This window comes from Paenibacillus sp. JDR-2 (assembly GCF_000023585.1).
In the GTDB taxonomy this organism is placed as follows: Bacteria; Bacillota; Bacilli; order Paenibacillales; family Paenibacillaceae; genus Pristimantibacillus.
The window spans coordinates 97,501-121,493 of record NC_012914.1 but is presented as its reverse complement, the minus strand read 5'-3'; the positions used below and the strand labels follow the sequence as shown (position 1 = coordinate 121,493).

The following is a 23,993-nucleotide window of genomic DNA, read 5'->3' as shown; positions in this document are numbered from 1 at the left end:
CTTCTCTCTTAAATCATTTCTGAAAGTCTAATTTCCGTACGATAACTTGTCGATATAAGAACTAGAGATTTGTCGAAAACGTACTGGACGGGGTGCATGATGAAAAATTCTACAATTATCGGTATTATATTAGGACTCGTAGCGGTACTGGTCGGTATGACGCTGAAGGGTGCCGCTCTTAGCAATCTGTTAAATCCCGCCGCTTATATGATTATCGTCCTCGGGACCATTGCTTCGGTTATGATCGCCTTCCCGATGTCGGAGCTTTCCAAGGTCGGCAAGCTGTTCAAGATCGCATTTAAAGAACAACCGCTGATGCCGCGCGAACAGCTGATCGAGAGCTTTATGGAATGGGCTTCGATTACCCGCCGCGAAGGTCTTCTTGCCCTGGAAGCCAAGGTAGAGGATATTGAAGATACTTTCCTCCGCAACGGCATGCGCATGATTATTGACGGGAATGACCAGGATTTTGTTCGCGATGTCCTGCTCGAAGATATTTCCGCAACGGAGGACCGCCATAAAGCCGGTGCCTTGATCTTTACGCAGGCCGGTACTTACGCGCCAACGCTTGGCGTACTCGGTGCCGTAGTTGGTCTGATTGGCGCGCTTGGCCATATGGACGATATGGAGACCCTTGCCCACTCCATTGCCGGCGCCTTTATCGCAACGCTGCTCGGTATCTTTACCGGTTACGTGCTATGGCATCCGCTTGCGAATAAATTGAAGCGTTTGTCCAAGAAAGAAGTACAGCTTCGCCTGATGATGGTAGAAGGCCTGTTATCGATTCAATCCGGCGTATCTACGATCGCGATTAACCAGAAGCTGTCTGTATTCCTCACCCCAACGGAACGGGTGGCTATGAGGGAGAAGGAGGCTGGCGCCGGTGAAAAAGCGTAAGCACGACGATCACGATGAACATATCGACGAATCATGGCTTATCCCTTATGCCGATCTGCTGACGCTGCTTCTCGCGCTCTTTATCGTATTGTATGCGGCGAGCTCCACGGATGCCAGAAAGTTCGAACGGATGAGCGAGGCGTTCAGCGCCGCATTCAATTCCGGGGCCGGTATCATGGACAATCCGTCGGTTATCAAGTCGGGCGAGCAGCCCCAGCAGCAAATCGATGACGGGAAGAAGACGAGCAAGGACCGGCATGAGGATACGGAGTCCAATCTTCAAGAGCTGATTAAGAAAGAGCAGGAAGATTTGGAAAAGCTGAAGAAGCAGCTTGACCAGTATATAAAGAAGAATGGCTTGTCCTCCGAGCTGGAAACGAAGCTTAATCAGTCCCAGCTGATGATTACGATTAGCGACAATGCGTTATTTGCTTCCGGCAGCGATGCCCTCAAGACAGAATCGAAGGAGCTGGCAGCCAACATCTCCAAGATGCTGGAGCCTTATACCGGCTACGAGATTGTCGTATCCGGCCATACCGATGATCAGCCGATTCGAACGCAGAACTTCAAATCCAACTGGGATCTGAGCTCCTCGAGGGCGATCCGGTTTATGGACGTGCTTTTGCAGAATAGCAAGCTGAAGCCGGAACGGTTCAGCGCCATCGGCTACGGCGAGTACCGGCCGGTTGCTTCGAATGACACAACCGCAGGGCGGGCGAAGAACCGCCGCGTAGAAGTATCGATTATTCGCAAGTATGTCGATTCGGGCAACACTCAGCAAATTCCTGCAACGCCAAAGCAGTAATGTCTGAACCAAACGGCCGCAAGTTCCCCGAGACGAGCAGCTACGTTTCTCAGAAGATAAAAGGGCTATCTCATTCGTCATGACATGACGGCGAGATAGCCCTTCTTTAATAGATCTGATCTATGCCTACGACGGGCGGTAATCCAGCGAACCGAACAGCTCCGCTTTTTCCGTTTCCGTCAAGTCCCGCCATTTGCCCGTTGGCAACTGCCCGAGGTGGATATTCATAATGCGGATACGCTGCAGCTTCCGCACATGATAACCAAATGCCTCGCACATCCGGCGGATCTGCCGGTTCTTCCCTTCGGTGAGAACAATCCGGAAGACACGCTCCGCTACTCTGGTCACCTGGCATGGCAGCGTCATGCTGCCCAGGATACGAACCCCGCTCGACATTCCTTTGACAAACTCCGCCGTAACCGGACGGTCAACCGTAACGATATACTCCTTCTCATGCTTGCCTTCCGAGCGGAGAATCGGATTAACCACGTCACCGTCATTGGTGAGCAGAATCAGCCCTTCGGAATCCTTGTCCAACCGGCCGATCGGAAAGATCCGCTCTTTATGGCCGACAAAATCGACAATATTACCGCGGATATGCAGCTCGGTCGTACTCGTAATGCCTACCGGCTTGTTCAGCGCAATATAAACATGATGCTTCTGCTCGCCGATCCGTTTTCCGTCTATTCGTACATCATCGCCAAGCTCCGCTTGGCTGCCGAGTTCAGCCTTCGCTCCGTTTATCGTGACGCGTCCGCTATCGACCAGCTTATCCGCCTCACGCCGCGAGCAATATCCTGTCTCACTTATAAACTTGTTAATACGCACAAAAGTTCACCCCGTAGTCTGTGCTGCCATTTCCGCTATGCGATCGGAGGAATAGGTATGGATAGCTGGCTGACCTTCCGCCTGCCTCTCCAATGCTTGCTCCGTCATGGCTTGCTTCGCTGCTATCCGCATCGCTTTGGCGACAGCTTCGCCTGCGATCGGACGGTATGGCCGAAGCGAGCCTACCATACCCCATTGTACTGCCTTCGACACGGCCGCGCCAATCGTTTCTCCAAGACGGAACGACTGACGCGGGCCAAGCAGCAGGGACGGCCTGAAGATCCGGACCGATTCCAGCGGAATCAGTGCCAGCTGCTCCTCAAGCTCGCCTTTTACCCGATTATAGAAAAAAGCTGAGGAAGACGATGCCCCCATCGCCGTAATGACCAGAAAATGACGCGCTCCCGCATGCTGTCCCCACTCTGCCAAGGCAAGCGGATAGTCATAATCCACCTTGCGGAACTCTTCCTGCGATCCCGCCGTCTTTATCGTAGTCCCCAGCGTACAGTACACGAGATCAACCGCCACGTCATCTAGCGCTTCCCACATCCGGTCGAAATCCGCGATAATGACATGCAGCTTAGACCTCGCTTCCGGCTCCATCTCTATACGGCCGATCGGCCGCCTGGCTAATACCGTAATGGAATGACAGGCCGGATCGTTCAGCAGCTGCTCTAGCAGCGCCGATCCGACAAGTCCCGTAGCTCCCGCAATCAAGCAGCTGTAAGTACTGGTACCTGCAATGTTGTCCATTGACGGATTACTCCTCCTCAGCCGACATTTGCGCTTCGTTTATCCAATCCTTCACCTAGTATACCGTTCGTGTTCCCTTCTTTCAAAGCGGGGAGCGTGATGATAATCGTTGTCCCGACATTCACCTGGCTCTTGATCTCCATCAGCCCCTGATGGCTGTGAATAATACGTTGGCTGATCATCATGCCGAGTCCCGTGCCGCTTTCCTTGCCAGTGAAGAACGGGTTGCCGATCTTCGGGATCATATCCTCCGGTATTCCGATGCCTTCATCCGTAATGGAAATCGTAATCTGGTCGTTTTTCGAAGCGATATGGGTATGTATTCTTCCCCCGGAAGGCATTGCTTCGATCCCGTTCTTGAGCAGATTAATGAAAACCTGCTTCAGCTGATTCTCTTCACAGGATACAAGGCATGCCGATTCGGTAAAAGAGGTCGAAAAGGCCACGTTATGCAGATGCCCTTCGCTATCGATCAGCGATAGAACGCTGCGGAAGACGTCACGGACGTCTTTTGTCGCGAATCTTGTCGCCTGAGGCTTTGCCAGAATCAGAAATTCTCCGACAATTAAATTGATCCGGTCAAGCTCCGAGAGCATCAGTCCGGTATGCTCCAGGTTCATTTTGCCCGTATGTTGTTGAAGCTGCAGGAAGCCCCGCAGGGTAGTTAACGGATTGCGGATCTCATGCGCAACCCCGGCTGCCAGCTGTCCAACCGTCGTAAGCTTCTCAGAACGGCGCAGCAGCTCTTCCATCCGGTTACGGCTTCTCATATCACGGGTGATGCTGGCGAAAGCCTGAATGACGCCCTCCGTGTCCCTAATAGGCGATATGGTGACGCTGACGGGAATGATCTCGCCGCTTTTGGTCAAGCGTATTGTCTCCTGGGCAGGCAGCACCTTTCCCTCTTGCAGAGAATTGATAATCAGGCGCATTTCTCCCCTATGCGTGTCCGGCACCAGCTCGATTTCCGCGCCAAATACCTCTTCCGAGGTATAACCAAACAATTGCTCGAATGCTGTGTTCACTTGAATAAACTTTCCTTGCAAATCGACGACATGGATTGCATCGCTGGTATGGTCGATAAACGACTGCAAATATTCCTTCATCTGCCGGTTGTCCTCAAACGCCTGGCGGAGCTTCTCCATATAAATGCTAAGGTTCTGGGACATCGCGTTAATCTTCAGCGCCAACAGCCCGAACTCATCCTTGCCTCTAACTTTAATGGCCGTCTGGAAGCGTCCAAGCGATACTTCGTTTACCTTCCACAAAATCGCGTTTAGCGGCCTCAGCATAAATCCGGCAAGCAGATAACTACTAATAAGCACAAACAGCAGGATGATGCCGGCATACGCAATCGCATCCATCCGTTTCATGCTCATAATCTGGTTATATTCCTCGCAATCGTACACCATGCCAATCACGTAGGGTGCAAGGCTGGCGTCGCTGTAATAACTCTTGATGTATTCCTTGCCGTTCAAATTCACCTCGCGGACCTGGAAGCCCTTCTCGGCAGCCTGCGCGGCATAAGCCATGTCCTTGGCTTCGTCCCGGAAGGTATAAGTTCCAAGCAACACCTTATCCTCAGACATAATTCCTGTAGAATCCGGACGGAACACGGTTACTTCCTCCAGTTCGGGGTAAAGCTTTTTTAATAAGACCTGCATTTCATTGGGTTCAAACTCCGGGTCATCTCTTAAAGAGGCTACGGCGGAGCTCCAGCCCGGATGCTGGTCAAAAGATTCCGAAAGCTTGGCGGAAGCCTGCTCCATCACTTCCTCCATATCCTGATTCATATTGCGAAGCGCGGCATATTGGTCCAAAATAACGATAAGGATAAACATCGCCAGAACAATCATAAATATGTAGATGGAGAACTTGGCTTTAAAAGACACTGGCTATGCACATCCTTTAAATTGGGCATTAGTTATCCACAAGTTATTGACATTATCAACAACTAATCCACATGCCCATAGAATAGTTTGTGTGTAGTTTTGTGGACATTACGATAGTTATCCACAATTTTATCCACTACATGTTAACAACGGAATATCTGTTCGATGAATAAATGCGAATTTTTTCGATTTTATCGTAAGTTGGAGGGTAATATGATTCGAGAACAAGAAGATCAGGCCTGGATGCAGCTCGCCATAGAGGAAGCCAAAAAAGCCGAGCAAATAGGCGAAGTACCGATCGGTGCCATCCTTGTGAAAAATGGGGAAGTTGTCGGAAGGGGTTATAACTTGCGGGAGACTAACCATGATCCGACTGCGCATGCCGAAATGGTCGCTATTCGAGAAGCTTGTGAGCGGCTTGGTGCTTGGCGGCTCTTGGACTGTACGCTGTACGTCACACTTGAGCCTTGTCCGATGTGCGCAGGCGCCATAGTCCAGTCCAGAGTGAAACGGGTTGTATACGGAACGGGCGATCCTAAAGCAGGCTGTGCGGGCACGTTAATGAACTTGCTCCAGGAACCCCGTTTCAATCATGAAACAGAATTAACTAGCGGCGTTCTTCAAGCGGAATGCGCCGAACTGTTGACGAATTTCTTCAGAAACCTGAGAAACAAGCGGAAGTAAGCTTACTCGCTTCTGCGCATCGAAGAACAGGCAACTTCGTTACGCTGGATATATTGCAGGGCAACAATCAATTGATCAGCCTCTTCGCTGATCGCAAGGACATCGGGGTCGGTCAAGCTACCGCGTGCCTCCGCTACTTCATGAAGCTTCAGCCGCAGCGATTGCAATTGTATTAGCAGATCTGTTTTGTCCATAATCGCTTTGGGGCACGCTCCTTAAATTCATTGATGTAGGTATAAAATTATTATACGCTTTCTTCATTTTACTGTTTGTAAAAACCTGTCGACAAGAAAACACAATTTTCAGGCACGATTCGACACGAATTGGACCAACAGTACTAAATTACCATCTTTTGTGGGAGTCGTCTAGATGTTTCATACTCGTTCATATATTTGTTGATAAGAAATCTTACAATTAGAGATAAAACAGGGGCGTTGCAAGTTCCAAGCCACCCGTGCTAAAATAAACCATACTGCGCGCCCGTAGCTCAGCAGGATAGAGCGACAGTTTCCTAAACTGTGCGTCGCGGGTTCGAATCCCGCCGTGGCGCGCCATACTCATAGCATTCAAACCGCACTTTGTGCGGTTTTTTATTGTAAGTAGCCAAAAATAAGAAAAGCGCGCAAATTGCCCTAAGGAATTTGCGCGCTTTAAATTTGATCCGCTTTTTACAAACCTTCCGTCAACGCGGCAATACGGCCTTGGACATCGCCTTTAAACACTCCGCCATGATAGCAGATAACGGTTTCGATGTCGAAGTCCTTGAGCTTCTTCAGCGACTGAAGCGCGGACGCCATATCGGGCGTTACAGCCTCTCTAGGGCCTTTAAGCTCTCCATTATCCACTACCATCGCATCGCCTGCAATTAACGTCTTGCTTGACTGATGGTAGAGGCTCACATGCCCCGGCGTATGGCCCGGCGTATGAATAACCGTAACCCCGCCCCCAAACGGCAGGTTTTCTCCATCAGCCATAGTTCGGTCTACGTTTGCGCCTGTAGGATGAATGAAAGTCGCTTCGAACTGGCTGCGAGCGACCTCCGGCAGCGCTCCGAGCAGAGCGGCTATTCTTTCGGGCGATGCCTTAAGCATTGGCTTCTTGCCGTCTATAACGGCACGGTCGTCCTCATGCGCGTAGATGACAAGCTCAGGATTATCCGCTTTGAAGCCCGGAAGGCCTCCAATGTGATCGAGATCCTGATGAGTCAGAAGGATCGTATTCAATTTCTGTTCAACAATACCCGCCAGCTTGGCAAGCTCTATAATTGTCGAGGCCGAACCCGGCATGCCCGTGTCGACCAGCACCCATTCATCCTTGTCGAACAAAACGGTCGGCCAGACTGTCATCGGCCCCAAATCAAGCTCCAACATCTCAATACCATCTGCAATCCGCATAGCAATGCCTCCATTTCAAATGAACCTGCAACATACGAGTAGAGTATAGATCTCTCCGTAGCCGCGCGTCAAATCGTCCGCATTCTCCGTTGTCAAAGATGGATTTGGCAGTAAAATATGTATAAAAGGAAGTGATTTTATCAAGCTGTTGTTTATATGCAGCAGGAATAAATGGCGAAGCCTCACGGCCGAGAAAGTATTCGAATCCTACAGCATGTACGAAGTAAGATCGGCTGGCACGGAAGAGAACGCACGGATTAAGGTGAACGCCGGACATGTAGGCTGGGCTGATCTTATTTTTGCGATGGAGAAAAAGCATCTGAGAAGACTCCAGGCCAAATTCGCCTCCGAATTAATTGGCAAACAGGTTATTTGTCTCGGAATTCCCGATGAATACGGCTTTATGGATGCAGAGCTTATTGATCTGCTGAAAAGCACGGTATCGGATTATATCGAAGTTCCGGAGTAACCCTTCATTTTACCCATGGTAGGAAATCCGGGATCATCTGGTCGGCCATTTGCGGATTGGCATTAAGAGATTCGGAATAGCGCATTTACAATTTCTTTACGATTCGTGCATAACAATCGCTCAAGCCGACCATAATACTTGTGACGGTGTAAGTGAGGTGTGGTTCCATTGGACTTTATGGTGCAAGAACTGCTGAGGGATCTTAACTAGCCACTTATAACGATGGAAGCGAGGGGTTGTGCCGCAGAGTACATCCAACCGCGCGCTTAACGCGTTCCGCCCTAACGGTTCGTGAGTAAGCCGCGCCCGAGTGATCAATACGTGAAGTGTGATATGTAAAGTCTCATTCAAACAACACACCGTCGGAAGAGGGGCCTGTAAAAGGGCTCCTCTTTTCTATTGAAAATAGCCAACGCAGGCGGTATACTCCAATTAATTCTAAGGAGGTGCCATTCATGCTCGAACGTCCGCAAGCAAGTGAATACAACGAGTTTTTCACTCGTTACATCGGCCTTGTACCTGAAGGAAATCTAATTGCTTTATTAGAAGAACAGCAAGCGGAAACAAACCGCATCTACTCCGCCTTATCCGCAGAACAAGCGGATTACCGCTATGGCGAAGGCAAATGGTCACTAAAAGAAGTACTGGGTCATGTGACGGACACGGAGCGTATTATGAGCTATCGTCTGCTTCGCATTGCAAGAGGCGATCAAACCCCGCTTCCGGGCTTTGACCAGGACGCCTACATGGAAGGCAGCCCGTTCAGCGGGCTCACCGTTACGGATCTTCTCGAGAATTATAACGCCGTACGCCACGCAACAATTGTTCTGCTTAAGCAGCTTTCGGCGGAAGCCTTCACCCGCTCCGGCTTCGCAAATCAATCGCCATTAACCGCACGCGCAATAGCTTATATTATGTATGGCCATGAACGGAATCATCTGTCGATCGTTCAGGAGCGTTATTTGAACAACTAAATTATTTGCGTTTATCCAGCAGGGTAGCAGCAAAGCTGCCTGTCCATTGGACAAGTTGAACGAGAACAACGAGAATAACGATACACGCCGCCATTACCTCGGTATCAAACCGCTGATAGCCATAACGAATCGCCAGATCACCGATGCCCCCGCCCCCGACGGTACCTGCCGCAGCCGAATACGAGATAAAGCTAATGATCGTTACCGTAAGGCCGGATACCAGTCCCGGGCGGGCTTCGGACAACAGAACCCCCCATATGATGTGCTTCATCGGTGCCCCCGAGGCTACTGCTGCCTCAATAACCCCTTTAGGCACCTCCCGCAAGCTTTGTTCCGCCAGCCGCGCATAGAATGGAATAGCCGCTACCGACAACGATACCGAAGCTGCAAGAGGGCCGATCGCAGTTCCTACAATCATTCTGGAAAAAGGAATTAATGCTACGAGCAGAATTAAGAATGGAAAAGAACGAACCAGATTCACCGCATAACTGACGATACTGTATAACGGGCGGTTTGCCCGCAAATGGCCAGGTGCCGTCAGGAATAGGAATATGCCGATTGGCAGGCCGATGATGACTGCTGCCGCAACGGAGATGGAGACCATCGTGAGGGTCTGCTGAATCGCTTTTATGATCTCAGATTTTAAAGCCAGAACACTATCCACGGTAACCCTCCCCTCTTTGCCAAACGGAAGAGGAAGATCCCTCGGCGGTATCGAACAAAATCTGTCCCAGCGGCGTTACCGGCTTAACTCCGGAAAGGTTCATCATATCCAGCTGCTCGGTGATCCGTCCATTCTCCATGACCGCGATCCGGCTGCATAACCGCTTGGCCACCTGAATCTCATGCGTCACCAGCATGATCGTCACCTGGAACTCGCGGTTAATCTTCTCCAGAAATTCGAGAATCGACAATGTCGTAACCGGATCAAGCGCCGAAGTCGGCTCATCGCACAGCAGTACCTTTGGATTGTTCGCAAGAGCTCTGGCGATTGCCACCCGCTGCTTCTGCCCGCCGCTCAGTTGAGCCGGATACTGCCTCGCTTTATCCGCCAGCCCCACAATCTCAAGGCATTCCTCTACTCTTCTCTTCCGCTCTCTGGAAGGCAGCTTTGCTGCTTTTAGCACGAATTCGACATTTGCCGCACAAGTCTCGTTGCTCAGCAAGTTATAATGCTGAAAAATCATTCCGATCGATCGTCTTGCCTCCCGCAATTCTCCTGCGCTCAGCCTCGTAAGTTCTTGTCCATCTATATAAACCTCTCCGGAAGTTGGCGTCTCGAGCAGATTGGCCATCCGAAGCAGGGTTGATTTGCCCGCTCCGCTGAATCCGATCATCCCTTGAATCTGCCCCTTCTCTATATGCAGCGAGGTGGGCTTGACCGCTTCTACCCACTGCCTGCCGGCTTTGTACCGTTTGCTGACTTCTCTAAACGTGATCATCGTTTTCTCCTACTTATCTCCTGAACTTGCCCTTATGGTAGCAAACTTGGGCAGATAAGGGCAAGCTAAGCCTCTCCTCAAGAGGCTTAGCTGTCCATCGTCCTTATTGAGCGTTGGAACTTGGCCTGCGAAGTCCCATTCCATGGAGCTGCTGCAGACTGCGGTTTACACGCTTTCGGTAACTATCGGTTCTGGTTAAGACTGCCCCCTTAGAACGAAGCAAATTTTGATCCGTTATTTTCCATGTGTGAGAGCTGCGGTCCGCTCTTCGCATAGCCGTAAAGTTATAAGGCGACGTCGTGTATACGCGGAACTTATGGCCCAACGCTCCCTTAATAAACCGTACGTCAGAGCCTTGGCGGACCTTGGTGTTGAAGGATACCTTCTCCAGTACCCGCTTGTGGAACATAATGGTCGCCCCGGCAACCTTACTCACCGGTGTATACCACGATTTCCCCCTTCTTCGTAACATTAAAGTTGAGCGATGCGGGAAAAAATAATAGATTTCCAGCTTCCCGACAATATCCGCTTTACTGGTCTGGAACATCGTCATGGCCTCAGAGATATAATTGGGACCGTAATAATCATCGTCGTCGAATTTGGCGATATAGTCATACTTAGCCAGCGAAGCCCCATAATTGAGGCAGGCGCCAAGCTTTGATTTCTCCGACATCCGGAAGACACGCACATTCGGGAAAGATTTGGCCTTATTCTGGTATTGCTGAAGCCCGGCCCTATCTTTATTGACAATAATGATAAGCTCCTTATTCGTCCAATCCTGCCGGGCATAGTTCTGGAATAATTGATTAATATGCTGGGGGCGCATAGTAGATGTAATGATCGTGACGCCTCTTGCGTCTGCTGCGCTCATTGCTTTCGCAACCTCCTATAATGTTGTGAAAATGAACATGACATTCGAGCTTATGCCATGCTCATCTACTAACAGCTTTTTAATATTTAGTGAAATAGGATCGCCGTTTTGCGCCGATACCGTTATTATATGCATACCTACCCCATTATCGTCGGACAACAGCCCTGATTAATCATTCTGATAAAATAGGCCTTTGCTGACGCGATCAGACGCGCTTGCAAAGGCCTATTCTTTACTTCACTATAAATTCCACACGAGTTCCGTCCGGGAACGTATCCAGCTGGTTGCTTACCCAAGCACCCGCTCCGCGATTGTCAGATGGAGCGATATATGCGATATCAGCTCCATCTCCGCCTTCCTTGCACATGGCCATCGGCCATTCATCGCGGTCATAGCCCTTTTTGGTCGGGATATCCTTCAGCGATTCTTTACGGTTCTCCTCGGCATTCTCCCGGTCTATCGTACAGATCTTGGACTCCCCTGAAGCCATGGCTTCGCGGATATGCTGGGCCGTCTCCGGATATCGGTCAGCCGGGAACTCCAAGGTATAGTTACTGGATGAGGCAGGCTCCGCTGAAGGCTGCCCCTGCCAATCGTCTAAATGAGGAACAACATAGATCATAATAGCCACAAATAAAATGGCAAGTAGTTTCTTCAAAGCTAAATGACCCCCTGCTGCATTGGACAAGCTTGATTAAGTTTACTTATCGGATTTAGGAGCGCAAACCCCGTCAACGCAAGCATCGTCTGCTCCGTTCGCTCCACTGTCACCGCCAATAACGGTAAGCGGCTTGTTTTCCTCCCAAGCCTTGGATACCGCTTGCAGGAATACTTCGCTTGGCTGAGCACCGGAAACCGCGTATTTGCGGTCAATGACGAAGAACGGTACGCCACGTACGCCAAGCTGTCCCGCTTCCTGCTCGTTAGTACGAACTTCCTGCTTGTAAGTGCCCGCTTCCAGAGCCTTTAGCGCTTCCTCGCGGTCAAGACCGATTTCAGCGGCCAGATCGGCTAATACTTCTTTGCGTCCAAGATGCTTGGAATCCGTGAAATAAGCTTTGAATAGACGCTCCGCCATCTCTTCCCGCTTACCGTATTTAGCTGCAAAATGCGTCAGCTGATGCGCGTCAAATGTATTGGTGAGAATCATTGTATCGAAATGATAATCCAGGCCAAGCGTCTTTGCCTGCTGCGTCAGCTGAACATTATTGGAAATCGCCTGCTGGCGGGACATGCCGTATTTGTTCGACAAATAATCGTATACATCATGACCAATTTCGACAGGAGCGTTTGGATCGAGCTCAAAGCTTCTGAATTCCACCTCTACCTGATCTCCATGCTCGAACTCGCTAAGCGCCTGCTCCAAGCGGCGTTTGCCAATATAACAAAACGGACAAGCGAAATCGGACCATACTTCAATTTTCATAACGAACACCATCCCTTTTTAATTACAGCCCCAGCGGAAGCTGCATCTGCTTCATCAGATCTTCGAATTTCACGGCATCTGTCGGCACCTCATACAGGAACTTCGGATTGCCGTTCAAGTCGCCGTATGTCATGTCATAATGAACATTAACTTTAGTTGCGCCGCCGGTTTCCTTGTCTGTCAGTTCAACATTAACTTTCCCCGCCTGATACGCCAGTATCTTATCCTTATTGATGGCGCCGGTAACAGACAGCTCATTGACCTTCACATTCTGGTTCAGATAATCGATCTTAGCCGCCTTATCTGCCTCCCAGTCGGTTTTCATCTTCTCTACATCTTCCTTGGACTTCTGAATCGCCTGCATATAGGATTCGTTCGAAGCGATCACCGTCAACAATTCCGGAACCATTTCATTAACAATGGTGTCAACAGACTGCTTATAGTTGCTCTCATCCATCTTGAACTGGACCACTTGCTCGGCTTTTACACCGTCCGGTACACCGGCATCCTTCGCTTTTACGCTCTTGAAATAGGTTTTCTCGTCAAAATGCTTAAGTACGACCGCGCCAAGATCTTGCACCAATTGCTGCTGGGCTGCGGCATCCAGCGTTGTTGCTGCAGCACCCTGCTGCTGCGCCAGCGCCTTCAAATCCAGTTCAACGAATTTACCAGCTGCCGATTCCGGAAGCTGAAGCATCGGCAAAGCCGGCAGCTTCATGTACAGCTTCTCAGCCGTCATAATCATCGGGATCGTAATCGTAGTTCCGGATAATTGAAGATTAAGCTCCATATCCGTACGCTTAGGCTCCTTCGCGTAGACCATCTTAATATCCAGCTTAGCGCCCTTCATCATACCGGTTATTACCGTCGTCATATCGATTCCGTTTTGTGCCGTACTTGCGGGTAATTCAAGATTATCTATACCAAGAGACATTTTTGCGGAGTAACTGTCTAGTTTTTCCATATTTTTCATTGCATCTTGGAGAGCCTGCTTGGGCGGTGCATCGCCGGAGCTGCAGCCTGCAATAATGAGTAGAACAGCAATAAGTGCAAGATAAGCCAACCGCTGTACCATTTTCAAATCCGTTCGTCCCCCTTTATAAACAATACCTCCATTCTATAACATCACCGGGCCATTTAGAAGATAAATGCAGCAAAATCCCGTTCCAGCTAGCCGGAACGGGATTTTGTCTAATCGGATTTATAAAGTTCATGAGCCCTCAGGGTTATTATGCCGAACATGATTTCTTTGCTTTACCTTCTTGGAACCGGACAGAGGCTCCTGCTGACGGCCTTGGTTTTGACGCTGTCTTCCGCCGTTTTCTTGTGCTTCAGGGACGGGGTAAGAATCGGGTTTGCTCATTGCTTAACGCCTCCTATAGAAGGTTAACTGCGCTGATGATGCAAATCTGTCGGTTGATCATGATTAAGCGCATCTTGATGGCGCCGGTCATTCGCATCCTGATTGAGCTGCTGAGCCTGATGGCTGTTCACTGGCGTTTGAGCCAGATCGTCAATTACGTTCGACAGGTTTTTGTCGAGCGAGCCCTTTGCCTTCGTCATGGACGGTCCCTCCTACGCGTGTGTCAGCTGATGAAGAGCTTGCGCGCATTCATGCAGGTGACGAGTGTAGTCCTGTATTAATTGCTGCATCGGATCGGTACGTTCATCAATGGAAACTTTATTTTTATCCACATCAATCACTTCGACCTTCACTTCGCGGCTATCCACATAACATACCTTGAAGTCAAAGGAGTAAGCTTGATGTCCTGCCGTACTAATGGTGACACGCAGTGCGTTAGGATCCGACTCATCGGCGAAAACCTCGCAATTGTCCGCATCCTTAATCCATTCCGGCAAGGTACGCTGCCATGCAGCTACAAGCTGATTCTGATCAATTTGAAGCTTATCATTAGCCATTTTTAAAAGCACCTCCACAACCTATAAGATGCGGCAATGCGATTCGAATTATTCGGCAGCGGCCATTCAACTTATCCACAGACTTATCCACATATTCTCCCCTTTATTCACAACGCTGTGTATAAGGGCCAGCAAGGGTTTATTCACAGGTATGCAACAAGCGCGGAACATGTTATCCCCAAATAACTTAAACTAAAACAACAAAAAAACGCCCGAGACAATCGTCTCGGACGTGCTGTATGTATACAGTTGATAAAAACTGGCGGAGAGGGTGGGACTCGAACCCACGTGGGCTTGCACCCTAACGGTTTTCAAGACCGCCCCGTTATGACCGCTTCGGTACCTCTCCATATAAAGAACTGACAAAAGTTATTGTACCACAGGCCAAAAACCAGAATCAACTGCATTTTTGGCCCATGGAAAAATTATTTAAACACGCGGGCTGATTTTTTCCAGTCCACCCATGTACGGGCGAAGAACTTCCGGTACTACAATCGTTCCGTCAGCTTGCTGGTAGTTCTCCAGAATAGCTGCAAACGTACGGCCTACCGCCAGACCCGAACCGTTCAGCGTATGCACGAACTCCGGCTTGCTCTTCGCATCGCGGCGGAAGCGGATGCCTGCGCGGCGAGCCTGGAAGTCCTCAACGTTCGAACAGGACGAAATCTCGCGGTACGTACCTGCACTAGGCAGCCACACTTCAAGATCGTAAGTCTTCGCTGCCGTAAAGCCCATATCGCCTGTGCAGAGCGCCAGAACACGGTATGGCAGACCAAGCAGCTGCAGAACTTTCTCTGCATTAGCTGTCATTTTCTCCAGCTCATCATAAGATTCTTCCGGCTTCGCCAGCTTGATCAGCTCGACTTTGTTGAACTGATGCTGACGGATCAGACCACGCGTATCGCGGCCAGCCGCACCTGCCTCCGAACGGAAGCACGAGCTGTAAGCAACAAAATGCTTCGGCAGCTCTTCAATCGACAGAATTTCTTCCCGGTGAAGGTTCGTCACAGGAACTTCAGCCGTTGGAATAAGGAAGTAATCCGAATCGCTGATCTTGAACAAATCCTCTTCGAACTTCGGCAGCTGGCCTGTACCGATCAAGCTGTCGCGATTAACAAGGTAAGGCGGCAGCACTTCTTCGTAACCATGCTGGTCGCTGTGCAGGTCCATCATGAAGCTGATCAGAGCACGCTCTAGACGCGCGCCAAGACCACGGTAGAAGGTAAAGCGCGAGCCTGTTACTTTGCCTGCGCGCTCGAAATCCAGGATGCCCAGATCTTGCGCAAGATCCCAGTGAGCCTTCGGCTCGAAGTCAAACGTCGTTTGCTCGCCATTACGACGAATCTCGACATTATCTTCTTCCGAAGAGCCAACGGGGACGCTCTCATGAGGCAGGTTCGGGATAGCCAGCATCAGCTCTTCCACTTGGGCCTCAACCGTGCGAATCTCCTCGTCCAGTTCTTTAATCCGGTCACCCACTTCGCGCATTTCGATAATCAGCGCTTCAGCGTCGCCGCCGGATTTCTTCAGCTTCGCCACTTCCTGCGATACCGTATTGCGGCGAGTTTTCAAATTATCTGTTTCAACGAGCAGAGCGCGGCGCTTAACATCCAGCTCCGGAAAACCGGAAATAAGGTCGAGCGAAGCGCTACGGTTCTTCAGCGCCTTCTCCACCTGCTCATATTCGTTACGTAACCATTTCACGTCCAACACGACAGTTGACCCCTCTCTATTGCTTAACGAAGCATTTTACTTCGTTGTAGTTTTAGCCGCTTCTTTCACCATATCGACAAAATAAGCATGCAGACGATAATCGTCCGTGAGCTCCGGATGGAAGGAGCAAGCGAGCAGATGCCCTTGTCTTGCAGCTACAATCTCATCGTTGTATACGGACAATACTTCAACGCTGCTGCCAACTTCTTTAATGAGAGGAGCACGGATGAACACCGCACGGATCGGTTCATCGATCCCTTGAATCGGAAGGTCCGTCTCGAAGCTTTCACGTTGGCGGCCAAAGGCGTTGCGCGCCACAACCATATCCATCAGCTCCAGATGGGCATCATCCTGACCTTCGATTTTGCGTGCCAAAATAATAAGACCGGCACAAGTTCCGAATAACGGCTTGCCTTGCTTCGAGAACTCCTTAAGAGCCTCGAGGAAGTCGTACTTGCGGATCAGCTTGCCGATTGTTGTGCTTTCGCCGCCTGGAATAACGATACCGTCGAGCTCAGCAAGCTCTTCAATTCGTTTAACGGCGACCGCTTCCGCGCCCGCCGCCTCCAAACTGCGTATATGCTCTGCTACTGCGCCTTGAAGCGCCAGTACACCAATTTTCATAAGCCTACACGCCTTTCTATAGATACCGCCTCTTACAGACCGCGGTCTTGCATACGCTCAGCTGCTTGCAGCTTCGAAATTTCAATGCCTTTCATCGGAGTGCCCAGGTTTTTGGATACTTCCGCGATCAGTTTGTAGTCTTTGTAATGCGTTGTAGCTTCAACGATTGCACGAGCGAATTTCTCAGGGCTGTCCGATTTGAAGATACCGGAGCCTACGAATACGCCGTCAGCGCCCAGTTCCATCATAAGTGCTGCGTCGGATGGAGTTGCAACGCCGCCTGCCGCAAAGTTAACGACCGGCAGTTTGCCGCTCTCATGAACTTGCAGAAGCAGATCGTAAGGAACGCCCAGAACTTTAGCTTCGTTGTACAGTTCGTCTTTGGACAGGTTTTGTACTTTGCGAATTTGACCGTTAATCAAGCGAAGGTGACGAACAGCCTCAACGATGTTGCCTGTTCCCGGCTCGCCTTTTGTACGTAGCATAGCTGCGCCTTCTTGGATACGGCGAAGAGCCTCACCCAGGTCCTTCGCGCCGCATACGAAAGGTATAGTGAATTCGTTCTTGCTGATATGGAATACTTCGTCCGCAGGAGTCAGTACTTCGGATTCGTCGATGTAGTCAACGCCCATCGATTCGAGAACGCGTGCTTCTACGATATGACCGATACGGGCTTTCGCCATAACCGGAATCGATACCACTTTCATAACTTCTTCTACGATAGTTGGGTCAGCCATACGGGCTACGCCGCCTGCTGCACGAATGTCAGAAGGAACGCGTTCCAATGCCATAACGGCAGTTGCGCCCGCTGCTTCCGCAATTTTCGCTTGCTCGGCGTTCATAACGTCCATGATGACGCCGCCTTTTTGCATTTCTGCCATACCGCGTTTTACGCGCGAAGTACCTGTTTCCATGCTTAGAAATCCTCCTTAAAATGGAGCGCAGCCCCCGCTAAGGGGGCTAAGCGCTTAATCGCTTATTTAGGTTGAAGCTCGCCGCTTACTCTAACCATTTATTTTACAGGATGGGCCAATAATCGACAACCCTTGATTTGCCTTACCTGCCACGCTTTAGAGCATATCCTGCGTTGGATTAGAACAAATCGACAATACCGTTGAACAGACCGGAGAAGAAGCCTCCGATACCGCGGAACATCAAGGCGAACCAGCTTGCCTTCTTCACATCTTTACTTGCAATCAGATTGACCGTTTTCTCCAGCGCTTTGCCTTGCTCATCGGTATATTTGTACGTAGCCGTACCTACAACTTGACCGGCTTTAATCGGAGCGACAAGCTCCTCCGGTTTCTTAAGCTCGTAGCCGGTAAGCTCAACCTTCGGATCCGCACCTTTTTTCACAATAAGCGAAATATCGGATTCTGTAATGATCGGAACCGATTTTTTCACACCTTTTTTAATTTTTACCGATTCTGCTTTTTCTACCACGGATTTTGCCGGAATAACCGTTTTCTTCTCCAGGGAGTTAAAAGCGTAGTTGTACAGCTTCGCTGTTTCGTTAAAACGCGCTTCCTTCGACTTCGTATTCATAACAACGCTGATATAACGCTGGTCGCCGCGTTTTACTGTACCCGTAAACGTATAACCTGCAGCGGAAATATAGCCTGTTTTCATACCGTCAACACCGTCATAGGCAAAAGCCTTCAGATAAGTGTTGCTCTTATTGGATGCAAGCATCCAGTTAATATTTACGATTGGTTTGTCATCGCGAGGACGGAATTTGTATTCGGTCGTCGACGCGTACTCCAGGAACTCCGGATCATTCTTAATAATGATTTGAGCCAGCTTAGCCTGATCTTTTGCGGAAATCACTGTCGTATCAGCCAAACCGGTTGCGCTTGTATAATGAGCGGAAGTAAGTCCGAGTTTTTGAGCGGTTTCATTCATTTTTTCCACAAAACCTTGCTCGCTGCCACCGATAGCGGAAGCCAAAGCGATTGTCGCATCATTCGCGGAGCCAACGGCCATAGCCATATAAAGATCCTTCACTTTATATTGCTCGCCTTGAGCCAGATAAACCTGCGAGCCGTCCTTTGGCGTATTTGCTGCTTCTTCGCTAACTGTAATCATTTCATCCCAATTAAGTGCTTTGCTCTTGATTTGCTCAAGAACGATGTATTCGGTCATCATCTTAGTCATACTTGCAGGAGGACGAGGCTCGTCCGCATTTACTTCATATACAACCTGGCCCGTGTCGGCGTCGATCAAGATGGCTGAACTTAACTCAAGGCCAAGGGAGTTTTCCACCCATTCGCCGCCCTTCGTACCTGCCGCATTCACCGAGGACGTCCCTAATGATAATGCTACTATACCTGCAACAAATGCTACTACTAGTGACCGTAATCTTACCGGCAATACTTTCAACGTTTTCTCCCCTTTTCATCCCTAAGTCGTTTGAATTTCATTGTAACACATGGGATAGGTAGAGTTAAACCGATGTAGGGTGATTCTACTTTCTGGCATAAATAGAGTCGTTTTTCAGTCTGCTAGCGGTTGAAACGTAATTCCGGATGCCAGTTATGTATATTTCAGGAGGCAGATTAAAAAAATCTTATCTATTAAGCGTACGCCGCCATATCAAAAAAAGCAGACAAGAGACCTAGACGTATAGTCTATAAGTCCTTGTCTGCTTTTTCCCGTGGTCGGGTTATTACAGCGAGTAGTTTGGAGCTTCTTTTGTTATTTGAACGTCATGCGGATGGCTCTCGCGAAGACCGGAACCTGTAATCCGGATGAATTGCGTATCGTTGCGCAGTTCATCAAGGTTTTTAGTACCGCAATAGCCCATACCGGAACGAAGTCCGCCAAGCAGCTGATGAACGGTATCGGCAAGAGGACCTTTGAACGGAACGCGTCCTTCAATACCCTCCGGAACAAGCTTGCTCTCGTTCTCTTGGAAGTAACGGTCTTTACTGCCTTCTTTCATAGCGCCAAGCGAGCCCATGCCGCGGTATACTTTAAAGCTGCGGCCTTGGAAAATTTCCGTTTCCCCTGGGCTTTCAGCTGTTCCTGCGAACAAGCTGCCGATCATAATCGCGCTTGCGCCTGCAGCAATTGCTTTTGTAATGTCGCCGGAATATTTGATGCCGCCGTCTGCAATGACTGGGACATTGTATTCGCGAGCTACAGTTGCGCAATCGTAGATAGCTGTAATTTGCGGTACGCCAATACCAGCGATAACGCGTGTCGTACAGATCGAGCCAGGACCGATACCGACTTTAACTACGGATGCGCCTGCTTCAATCAGATCACGAGTTGCTTCGCCCGTTGCTACGTTACCCGCGATGATCGTAAGATCCGGATACTTAGCACGCAGCTTGCGAACCGCTTCAAGAATGTTAATATGATGACCATGCGCCGAGTCAACGACCAGTACGTCGATGCCTGCTTGTACAAGCGCATCAGCTCGATCGGCTGTGTCTTTACCGATACCAACTGCAGCTCCGCAAAGCAGACGACCATGCTTGTCTTTCGCCGCATTAGGGAATTGAATCGCTTTTTCAATATCTTTGATGGTAATGAGACCCTTAAGCGTATTGTTCTCGTCAACGAGAGGAAGCTTCTCGATCTTATGCTTTTGAAGAAGGCCTTCTGCTTCTTGCAAAGTTGTTCCGACAGGTGCCGTTACAAGATCCGTGCGAGTCATCACTTCGTTAATTTTAATGGAATAGTCATGAACGAAACGAAGGTCACGGTTTGTTAAAATACCAACCAGCTTTTGTTCGCTGTCTACGATCGGCACACCGGAAATACGGTATTTGCCCATCAGTTCTTCAGCATCATAAACGTGATGATCAGGCGTCAACGAGAATGGATTTGTAATAACGCCGCTCTCCGAACGTTTAACGCGATCAACTTCTTCTGCCTGCTGAGCAACCGACATATTTTTATGAATAATGCCGACTCCGCCCTCACGAGCTATAGCAATCGCCAAAGCCGACTCCGTAACAGTGTCCATCCCTGCGCTTATCAGCGGAATGTTCAGCTTGATGCCTTCGCTAAGTTTTGTAGATACGTCCGATTCACGAGGCAACACAACAGATTTCCGCGGTACGAGCAGTACATCATCGAATGTCAGGCCTTCTTTGGCGAATTTCGTTTCCCACACGAGTAAGTTCCTCCCTTAATTTTGATACCTCTCACGCATATTATTGCAATATTATCAGAGGGGTCAGGGGCTGTCAAGGATGTTAGGTTTATGAGTGGAACGGTTCCCTTTTGCAGGAAAGTAAGCCTTTTTACACCCAGTTATAGGTAATCCCGATGTTAGCGTTTTAGAAAAAGTCAGGCAGGAACGTTGTGCGTACCGGAATTCTTCTCTCCAATTGCTTCATCTGAAGGCTTTGGCCTTGAATAAGTCCGTACCGAAGCAGCTCTGCCGGACGCTTATAGCCGGTCAACATCGCTGCCAAGGATCCTATTCCTGTCCGAATGGATTCCTTGTTAGTTTCTCCCGATAACCGTTGTACATTCGCTGTTCCGTCTGCGGCAATGCGAACCTCGAACCGTCCATTGTTCCAAGCTGCATGATCATCCTGAATGTCGAACAGGAAAGATTCTTCGTCGCCGGCCTCAAACGGATATTCTTTAAGGAATGCCTCCGCATCTACAATCCGGGCCATGAAGTATGGCTCAATCTCCTGCTTGATCCGAGGATTATTAAGCAAATAAGCAAGCCCGTCGTCTGTCGCTACCTTAATCTCAAGCCGGTCAATCATGGAATCATGCTGACCAAGGAAGGACCATAGAGCTCGGCGTGCTTCTTCAGTCAAATCAATCAACTCGTGAACGAACAGCTCTCTGTTCTTCACCTCATAGATAACATAACCCTGCGCTTCTCCCGCGCTGTCAAAAAAGACACAGGTCTGCCCCTTCTTGCGAGACGATATTCTGTAATTCCACCAGGCAACCGAGCGGTCCAATGCTCCATTCACCTTCTTGGCATAGACGTTATAAATCGGATTCAAAAGCTCATAGCTCTGCTCTACACGTTTAATTGTCCCGCTATATGGCGTCCTTGCGGGCAGATGGCCTACATCAATCCGATAAGTTTTAAGATCCGTATATACTTCCCAGCCAAACTTGCGGTAAAAGCCAATCGAGAAGGGATGGAGAAACGATAAAGTCTGCCCTTTCTCTTTCATCTTCTGAAGAGAGTGATGCAATAGTTCCGCAACTAAGCCCTGGCGTCTATACTCAGGCCATGTAGATACACCCGCAATGCCCCCCATGGCAAATCGCTTGTCCCCGATATAGGTAAATAAATCAAGGATGGCCAGCTGAGCTGCAAGCTTTCCATCTATGTAAATGCCCCAACGATCCGTTTCCTCCCGTTCAAAACGTTCCCGTGACTCTGCCAGCTTAGCAGGCGGAATCTCATATTGAAATGCGAACTGACTTAATTCAATCATATCGTCGAATTGATCCATCGTAAGCAACCGTGTTTCCTTGGTCATAACCAGACTCCTCTCAAATTGGCCTTTAAACATTCACATTATGGCACAGCCAGAGGAGACAGGGCAATGTTAGAAAGCAATAAACACAAAAAAACCTGCCGCGTAATGCGACAGGCTCTTTCATTGCTTGGCGACGTCCTACTCTCCCAGGACCCTGCGGTCCAAGTACCATCGGCGCTGGAGGGCTTAACGGTCGTGTTCGGTATGGGAACGCGTGGTTCCCCTCCGCCATCGCCACCAAACGTAAGGCGTTGCTTTCGAAGTACGTTTCTTGCAGAAATGTTTCGGGATTTGCGCCTTGAAAACTGGATGCGAAAGTTTGAATTCCTTAAGTCTTTAGGATAAGCCCTCGACCGATTAGTATTCGTCAGCTCCACACATTGCTGTGCTTCCACCCCGAACCTATCAACCTCGTCGTCTTCAAGGGGTCTTACTAATTGGGAAATCTCATCTTGAGGGGGGCTTCACGCTTAGATGCTTTCAGCGCTTATCCCGTCCGTACTTGGCTACCCAGCGGTGCTCCTGGCGGAACAACTGGTACACCAGCGGTACGTCCATCCCGGTCCTCTCGTACTAAGGACAGCTCCTCTCAAATTTCCTGCGCCCGCGACAGATAGGGACCGAACTGTCTCACGACGTTCTGAACCCAGCTCGCGTACCGCTTTAATGGGCGAACAGCCCAACCCTTGGGACCTACTTCAGCCCCAGGATGCGATGAGCCGACATCGAGGTGCCAAACCTCCCCGTCGATGTGGACTCTTGGGGGAGATAAGCCTGTTATCCCCAGGGTAGCTTTTATCCGTTGAGCGATGGCCCTTCCATTCGGTACCACCGGATCACTAAGCCCGACTTTCGTCCCTGCTCGACTTGTTGGTCTCGCAGTCAAGCTCCCTTATGCCTTTGCACTCTCCGAATGATTTCCAACCATTCTGAGGGAACCTTTGGGCGCCTCCGTTACATTTTAGGAGGCGACCGCCCCAGTCAAACTGCCCACCTGACACGGTCCCCGAACCAGTTTCATGGTTCCAGGTTAGAACTCCGATACGATCAGGGTGGTATCCCAACGTCGCCTCCACACAAGCTGGCGCTCATGCTTCTCAGGCTCCCACCTATCCTGTACAGATCGTACCAAAGTCCAATATCAAGCTGCAGTAAAGCTCCATGGGGTCTTTCCGTCTTGTCGCGGGTAACCTGCATCTTCACAGGTATTAAAATTTCACCGGATCTCTCGTTGAGACAGCGCCCAAGTCGTTACGCCATTCGTGCGGGTCAGAATTTACCTGACAAGGAATTTCGCTACCTTAGGACCGTTATAGTTACGGCCGCCGTTTACTGGGGCTTCGGTTCACAGCTTCGGGTTACCCCTAACCGCTCCCCTTAACCTTCCAGCACCGGGCAGGCGTCAGCCCGTATACTTCGCCTTACGGCTTCGCACAGACCTGTGTTTTTGCTAAACAGTCGCTTGGGCCTTTTCACTGCGGCCCCCTCGGGCTATTCACCCTACCGAGGCACCCCTTCTCCCGAAGTTACGGGGTCATTTTGCCGAGTTCCTTAACGAGAGTTCTTCCGCGCGCCTTAGCATGCTCTGCTCGCCTACCTGTGTCGGTTTGCGGTACGGGCACCTAGATCTAACTAGAGGCTTTTCTTGACAGCCGGAGTACATGACCTTCGCTACTGCAATTTTCGCTCCCCATCACAGCCTAGCTTACGCGAGTTGCGGATTTGCCTACAACTCTGCCTCACTGCTTGGACGGACTATTCCATCAGTCCGCGTCACTGCCCTTCTGTGTCACCCCATTGCTCAAACAATCTTCGGTGGTACAGGAATTT

At 49.8% G+C, this 23,993-nt stretch carries 25 protein-coding genes, 2 tRNA genes and 2 rRNA genes (1 of these 29 running past the window's edge); 6 read left to right on the top strand and 23 right to left on the bottom strand.

The annotated features are described in order from the left end of the window. Window positions 1-99 precede the first annotated feature (99 nt). The gene (motA, locus tag PJDR2_RS00605; protein ID WP_012772113.1) at window positions 100-897 is read left to right on the top strand and encodes a flagellar motor stator protein MotA; all 798 of its coding nucleotides are present in this window, start codon (window positions 100-102) and stop codon (window positions 895-897) included. Beyond that, window positions 884-1,702, top strand: a complete 819-nt coding sequence (gene motB / locus PJDR2_RS00600; RefSeq protein WP_012772112.1) for a flagellar motor protein MotB — start codon at window positions 884-886, stop codon at window positions 1,700-1,702. The genes motA and motB overlap by 14 nt, the downstream gene beginning before the upstream one ends. Window positions 1,703-1,828: 126 nt before the next feature. Here the strand turns inward: motB and rluF are convergent, their stop codons facing one another. Genes rluF through PJDR2_RS00585 form a run of 3 tightly spaced genes read right to left on the bottom strand, consistent with a single transcriptional unit; the run spans window position 1,829 to window position 5,175 of the window. Further along, on the bottom strand, window positions 1,829-2,530 hold the full coding sequence (gene rluF / locus PJDR2_RS00595; protein WP_012772111.1) for a 23S rRNA pseudouridine(2604) synthase RluF: 702 nt from the start codon (window positions 2,528-2,530) through the stop codon (window positions 1,829-1,831). A gap of 6 nt (window positions 2,531-2,536) precedes the next feature. After that, entirely contained in the window at window positions 2,537-3,283 is a 747-nt protein-coding gene (locus tag PJDR2_RS00590) for an NAD-dependent epimerase/dehydratase family protein (RefSeq protein ID WP_012772110.1), read from the bottom strand. A gap of 17 nt (window positions 3,284-3,300) precedes the next feature. Beyond that, complete coding sequence (locus tag PJDR2_RS00585; protein WP_012772109.1) at window positions 3,301-5,175, bottom strand: ATP-binding protein; 1,875 nt, start codon at window positions 5,173-5,175, stop codon at window positions 3,301-3,303. A gap of 213 nt (window positions 5,176-5,388) precedes the next feature. Between PJDR2_RS00585 and tadA the strand changes: the two genes are divergently transcribed. After that, entirely contained in the window at window positions 5,389-5,859 is a 471-nt protein-coding gene (tadA, locus tag PJDR2_RS00580; protein ID WP_012772108.1) for a tRNA adenosine(34) deaminase TadA, read from the top strand. Between the two features lie 2 nt (window positions 5,860-5,861). Here tadA and PJDR2_RS00575 read toward each other — a convergent pair whose 3' ends face one another. After that, the gene (locus tag PJDR2_RS00575) at window positions 5,862-6,053 is read right to left on the bottom strand and encodes an aspartyl-phosphate phosphatase Spo0E family protein (protein WP_041613239.1); all 192 of its coding nucleotides are present in this window, start codon (window positions 6,051-6,053) and stop codon (window positions 5,862-5,864) included. A 282-nt stretch (window positions 6,054-6,335) separates the two neighbouring features. Here PJDR2_RS00575 and PJDR2_RS00570 point away from each other — a divergent pair. Continuing rightward, a tRNA-Arg gene (locus tag PJDR2_RS00570) sits at window positions 6,336-6,413 on the top strand. Window positions 6,414-6,527: 114 nt separating this feature from the next. On the opposite strand, the gene PJDR2_RS00565 is transcribed toward PJDR2_RS00570, so the two are convergent. After that, window positions 6,528-7,253 carry an MBL fold metallo-hydrolase gene (locus PJDR2_RS00565; RefSeq protein WP_012772107.1) on the bottom strand — a complete coding sequence of 242 codons (726 nt, stop codon included), beginning with the start codon at window positions 7,251-7,253 and terminating at the stop codon, window positions 6,528-6,530. 139 nt (window positions 7,254-7,392) lie between these two features. Here PJDR2_RS00565 and PJDR2_RS00560 point away from each other — a divergent pair, with 139 nt between their 5' ends. Both PJDR2_RS00560 and PJDR2_RS00555 read left to right on the top strand, forming a co-directional pair. Next, the gene (locus PJDR2_RS00560) at window positions 7,393-7,722 is read left to right on the top strand and encodes a low molecular weight protein tyrosine phosphatase family protein (RefSeq protein ID WP_041613238.1); all 330 of its coding nucleotides are present in this window, start codon (window positions 7,393-7,395) and stop codon (window positions 7,720-7,722) included. Window positions 7,723-8,177: 455 nt separating this feature from the next. Then, a complete protein-coding gene (locus PJDR2_RS00555; RefSeq protein ID WP_012772105.1) occupies window positions 8,178-8,696 on the top strand; it encodes a DinB family protein in 519 nt (172 codons plus the stop codon). Between the two features lies 1 nt (window position 8,697). Here PJDR2_RS00555 and PJDR2_RS00550 read toward each other — a convergent pair whose 3' ends face one another. The 18 genes from PJDR2_RS00550 to PJDR2_RS00470 all read right to left on the bottom strand — a co-directional run. Next, window positions 8,698-9,300: a methionine ABC transporter permease gene (locus tag PJDR2_RS00550; protein ID WP_083778236.1), complete on the bottom strand. Its 603-nt coding sequence runs from the start codon at window positions 9,298-9,300 to the stop codon at window positions 8,698-8,700. 52 nt (window positions 9,301-9,352) lie between these two features. Further along, a complete protein-coding gene (locus PJDR2_RS00545) occupies window positions 9,353-10,138 on the bottom strand; it encodes a methionine ABC transporter ATP-binding protein (RefSeq protein ID WP_012772103.1) in 786 nt (261 codons plus the stop codon). 103 nt (window positions 10,139-10,241) lie between these two features. Next, complete coding sequence (locus PJDR2_RS00540; RefSeq protein ID WP_012772102.1) at window positions 10,242-11,009, bottom strand: glycosyltransferase family 2 protein; 768 nt, start codon at window positions 11,007-11,009, stop codon at window positions 10,242-10,244. A 232-nt stretch (window positions 11,010-11,241) separates the two neighbouring features. After that, complete coding sequence (locus tag PJDR2_RS00535) at window positions 11,242-11,667, bottom strand: NucA/NucB deoxyribonuclease domain-containing protein (protein WP_012772101.1); 426 nt, start codon at window positions 11,665-11,667, stop codon at window positions 11,242-11,244. Between the two features lie 42 nt (window positions 11,668-11,709). Beyond that, entirely contained in the window at window positions 11,710-12,435 is a 726-nt protein-coding gene (locus PJDR2_RS00530) for a DsbA family oxidoreductase (RefSeq protein ID WP_012772100.1), read from the bottom strand. A gap of 22 nt (window positions 12,436-12,457) precedes the next feature. Next, a complete protein-coding gene (locus PJDR2_RS00525; RefSeq protein ID WP_012772099.1) occupies window positions 12,458-13,516 on the bottom strand; it encodes a hypothetical protein in 1,059 nt (352 codons plus the stop codon). Between the two features lie 129 nt (window positions 13,517-13,645). Beyond that, on the bottom strand, window positions 13,646-13,798 hold the full coding sequence (locus tag PJDR2_RS00520; RefSeq protein ID WP_012772098.1) for a small acid-soluble spore protein P: 153 nt from the start codon (window positions 13,796-13,798) through the stop codon (window positions 13,646-13,648). 23 nt (window positions 13,799-13,821) lie between these two features. Then, the gene (locus PJDR2_RS33030; protein WP_012772097.1) at window positions 13,822-13,998 is read right to left on the bottom strand and encodes a hypothetical protein; all 177 of its coding nucleotides are present in this window, start codon (window positions 13,996-13,998) and stop codon (window positions 13,822-13,824) included. Window positions 13,999-14,010: 12 nt separating this feature from the next. After that, window positions 14,011-14,355: a hypothetical protein gene (locus tag PJDR2_RS00515; RefSeq protein WP_012772096.1), complete on the bottom strand. Its 345-nt coding sequence runs from the start codon at window positions 14,353-14,355 to the stop codon at window positions 14,011-14,013. 260 nt (window positions 14,356-14,615) lie between these two features. Then, a tRNA-Ser gene (locus PJDR2_RS00510) sits at window positions 14,616-14,704 on the bottom strand. A gap of 80 nt (window positions 14,705-14,784) precedes the next feature. Next, the gene (serS, locus tag PJDR2_RS00505; RefSeq protein WP_012772095.1) at window positions 14,785-16,068 is read right to left on the bottom strand and encodes a serine--tRNA ligase; all 1,284 of its coding nucleotides are present in this window, start codon (window positions 16,066-16,068) and stop codon (window positions 14,785-14,787) included. A 36-nt stretch (window positions 16,069-16,104) separates the two neighbouring features. Then, the gene (gene pdxT, locus PJDR2_RS00500; protein WP_012772094.1) at window positions 16,105-16,692 is read right to left on the bottom strand and encodes a pyridoxal 5'-phosphate synthase glutaminase subunit PdxT; all 588 of its coding nucleotides are present in this window, start codon (window positions 16,690-16,692) and stop codon (window positions 16,105-16,107) included. A gap of 32 nt (window positions 16,693-16,724) precedes the next feature. Next, window positions 16,725-17,606, bottom strand: a complete 882-nt coding sequence (pdxS, locus tag PJDR2_RS00495; protein ID WP_012772093.1) for a pyridoxal 5'-phosphate synthase lyase subunit PdxS — start codon at window positions 17,604-17,606, stop codon at window positions 16,725-16,727. Between the two features lie 178 nt (window positions 17,607-17,784). Then, window positions 17,785-19,071 (bottom strand): D-alanyl-D-alanine carboxypeptidase family protein, encoded by a 1,287-nt coding sequence (locus PJDR2_RS00490; protein WP_012772092.1) that lies wholly within the window; start codon window positions 19,069-19,071, stop codon window positions 17,785-17,787. A 286-nt stretch (window positions 19,072-19,357) separates the two neighbouring features. Beyond that, entirely contained in the window at window positions 19,358-20,815 is a 1,458-nt protein-coding gene (gene guaB, locus PJDR2_RS00485) for an IMP dehydrogenase (RefSeq protein ID WP_012772091.1), read from the bottom strand. A 166-nt stretch (window positions 20,816-20,981) separates the two neighbouring features. Continuing rightward, entirely contained in the window at window positions 20,982-22,163 is a 1,182-nt protein-coding gene (eis, locus tag PJDR2_RS00480; protein ID WP_012772090.1) for a GNAT family N-acetyltransferase, read from the bottom strand. Between the two features lie 125 nt (window positions 22,164-22,288). Beyond that, window positions 22,289-22,405: ribosomal RNA gene (gene rrf, locus PJDR2_RS00475) — 5S ribosomal RNA — on the bottom strand. A gap of 95 nt (window positions 22,406-22,500) precedes the next feature. Further along, window positions 22,501-23,993 (bottom strand): 23S ribosomal RNA (locus PJDR2_RS00470); it runs 1,439 nt beyond the window's last position.

What these genes read in the sequence shown, in the direction of transcription:
- motA (WP_012772113.1), top strand. Translation starts at nt 100, where the DNA reads ATGAAAAATTCTACAATTATCGGTATTATATTAGGACTCGTAGCGGTA.
- PJDR2_RS00590 (WP_012772110.1), bottom strand. Translation starts at nt 3,283, where the DNA reads ATGGACAACATTGCAGGTACCAGTACTTACAGCTGCTTGATTGCGGGA.
- tadA (WP_012772108.1), top strand. Translation starts at nt 5,389, where the DNA reads ATGATTCGAGAACAAGAAGATCAGGCCTGGATGCAGCTCGCCATAGAG.
- PJDR2_RS00575 (WP_041613239.1), bottom strand. Translation starts at nt 6,053, where the DNA reads ATGGACAAAACAGATCTGCTAATACAATTGCAATCGCTGCGGCTGAAG.
- PJDR2_RS00565 (WP_012772107.1), bottom strand. Translation starts at nt 7,253, where the DNA reads ATGCGGATTGCAGATGGTATTGAGATGTTGGAGCTTGATTTGGGGCCG.
- PJDR2_RS00555 (WP_012772105.1), top strand. Translation starts at nt 8,178, where the DNA reads ATGCTCGAACGTCCGCAAGCAAGTGAATACAACGAGTTTTTCACTCGT.
- PJDR2_RS00550 (WP_083778236.1), bottom strand. Translation starts at nt 9,300, where the DNA reads ATGGTCTCCATCTCCGTTGCGGCAGCAGTCATCATCGGCCTGCCAATC.
- PJDR2_RS00545 (WP_012772103.1), bottom strand. Translation starts at nt 10,138, where the DNA reads ATGATCACGTTTAGAGAAGTCAGCAAACGGTACAAAGCCGGCAGGCAG.
- PJDR2_RS00540 (WP_012772102.1), bottom strand. Translation starts at nt 11,009, where the DNA reads ATGAGCGCAGCAGACGCAAGAGGCGTCACGATCATTACATCTACTATG.
- PJDR2_RS00530 (WP_012772100.1), bottom strand. Translation starts at nt 12,435, where the DNA reads ATGAAAATTGAAGTATGGTCCGATTTCGCTTGTCCGTTTTGTTATATT.
- PJDR2_RS00520 (WP_012772098.1), bottom strand. Translation starts at nt 13,798, where the DNA reads ATGAGCAAACCCGATTCTTACCCCGTCCCTGAAGCACAAGAAAACGGC.
- PJDR2_RS33030 (WP_012772097.1), bottom strand. Translation starts at nt 13,998, where the DNA reads ATGACGAAGGCAAAGGGCTCGCTCGACAAAAACCTGTCGAACGTAATT.
- PJDR2_RS00515 (WP_012772096.1), bottom strand. Translation starts at nt 14,355, where the DNA reads ATGGCTAATGATAAGCTTCAAATTGATCAGAATCAGCTTGTAGCTGCA.
- pdxT (WP_012772094.1), bottom strand. Translation starts at nt 16,692, where the DNA reads ATGAAAATTGGTGTACTGGCGCTTCAAGGCGCAGTAGCAGAGCATATA.
- pdxS (WP_012772093.1), bottom strand. Translation starts at nt 17,606, where the DNA reads ATGGAAACAGGTACTTCGCGCGTAAAACGCGGTATGGCAGAAATGCAA.
- eis (WP_012772090.1), bottom strand. Translation starts at nt 22,163, where the DNA reads ATGACCAAGGAAACACGGTTGCTTACGATGGATCAATTCGACGATATG.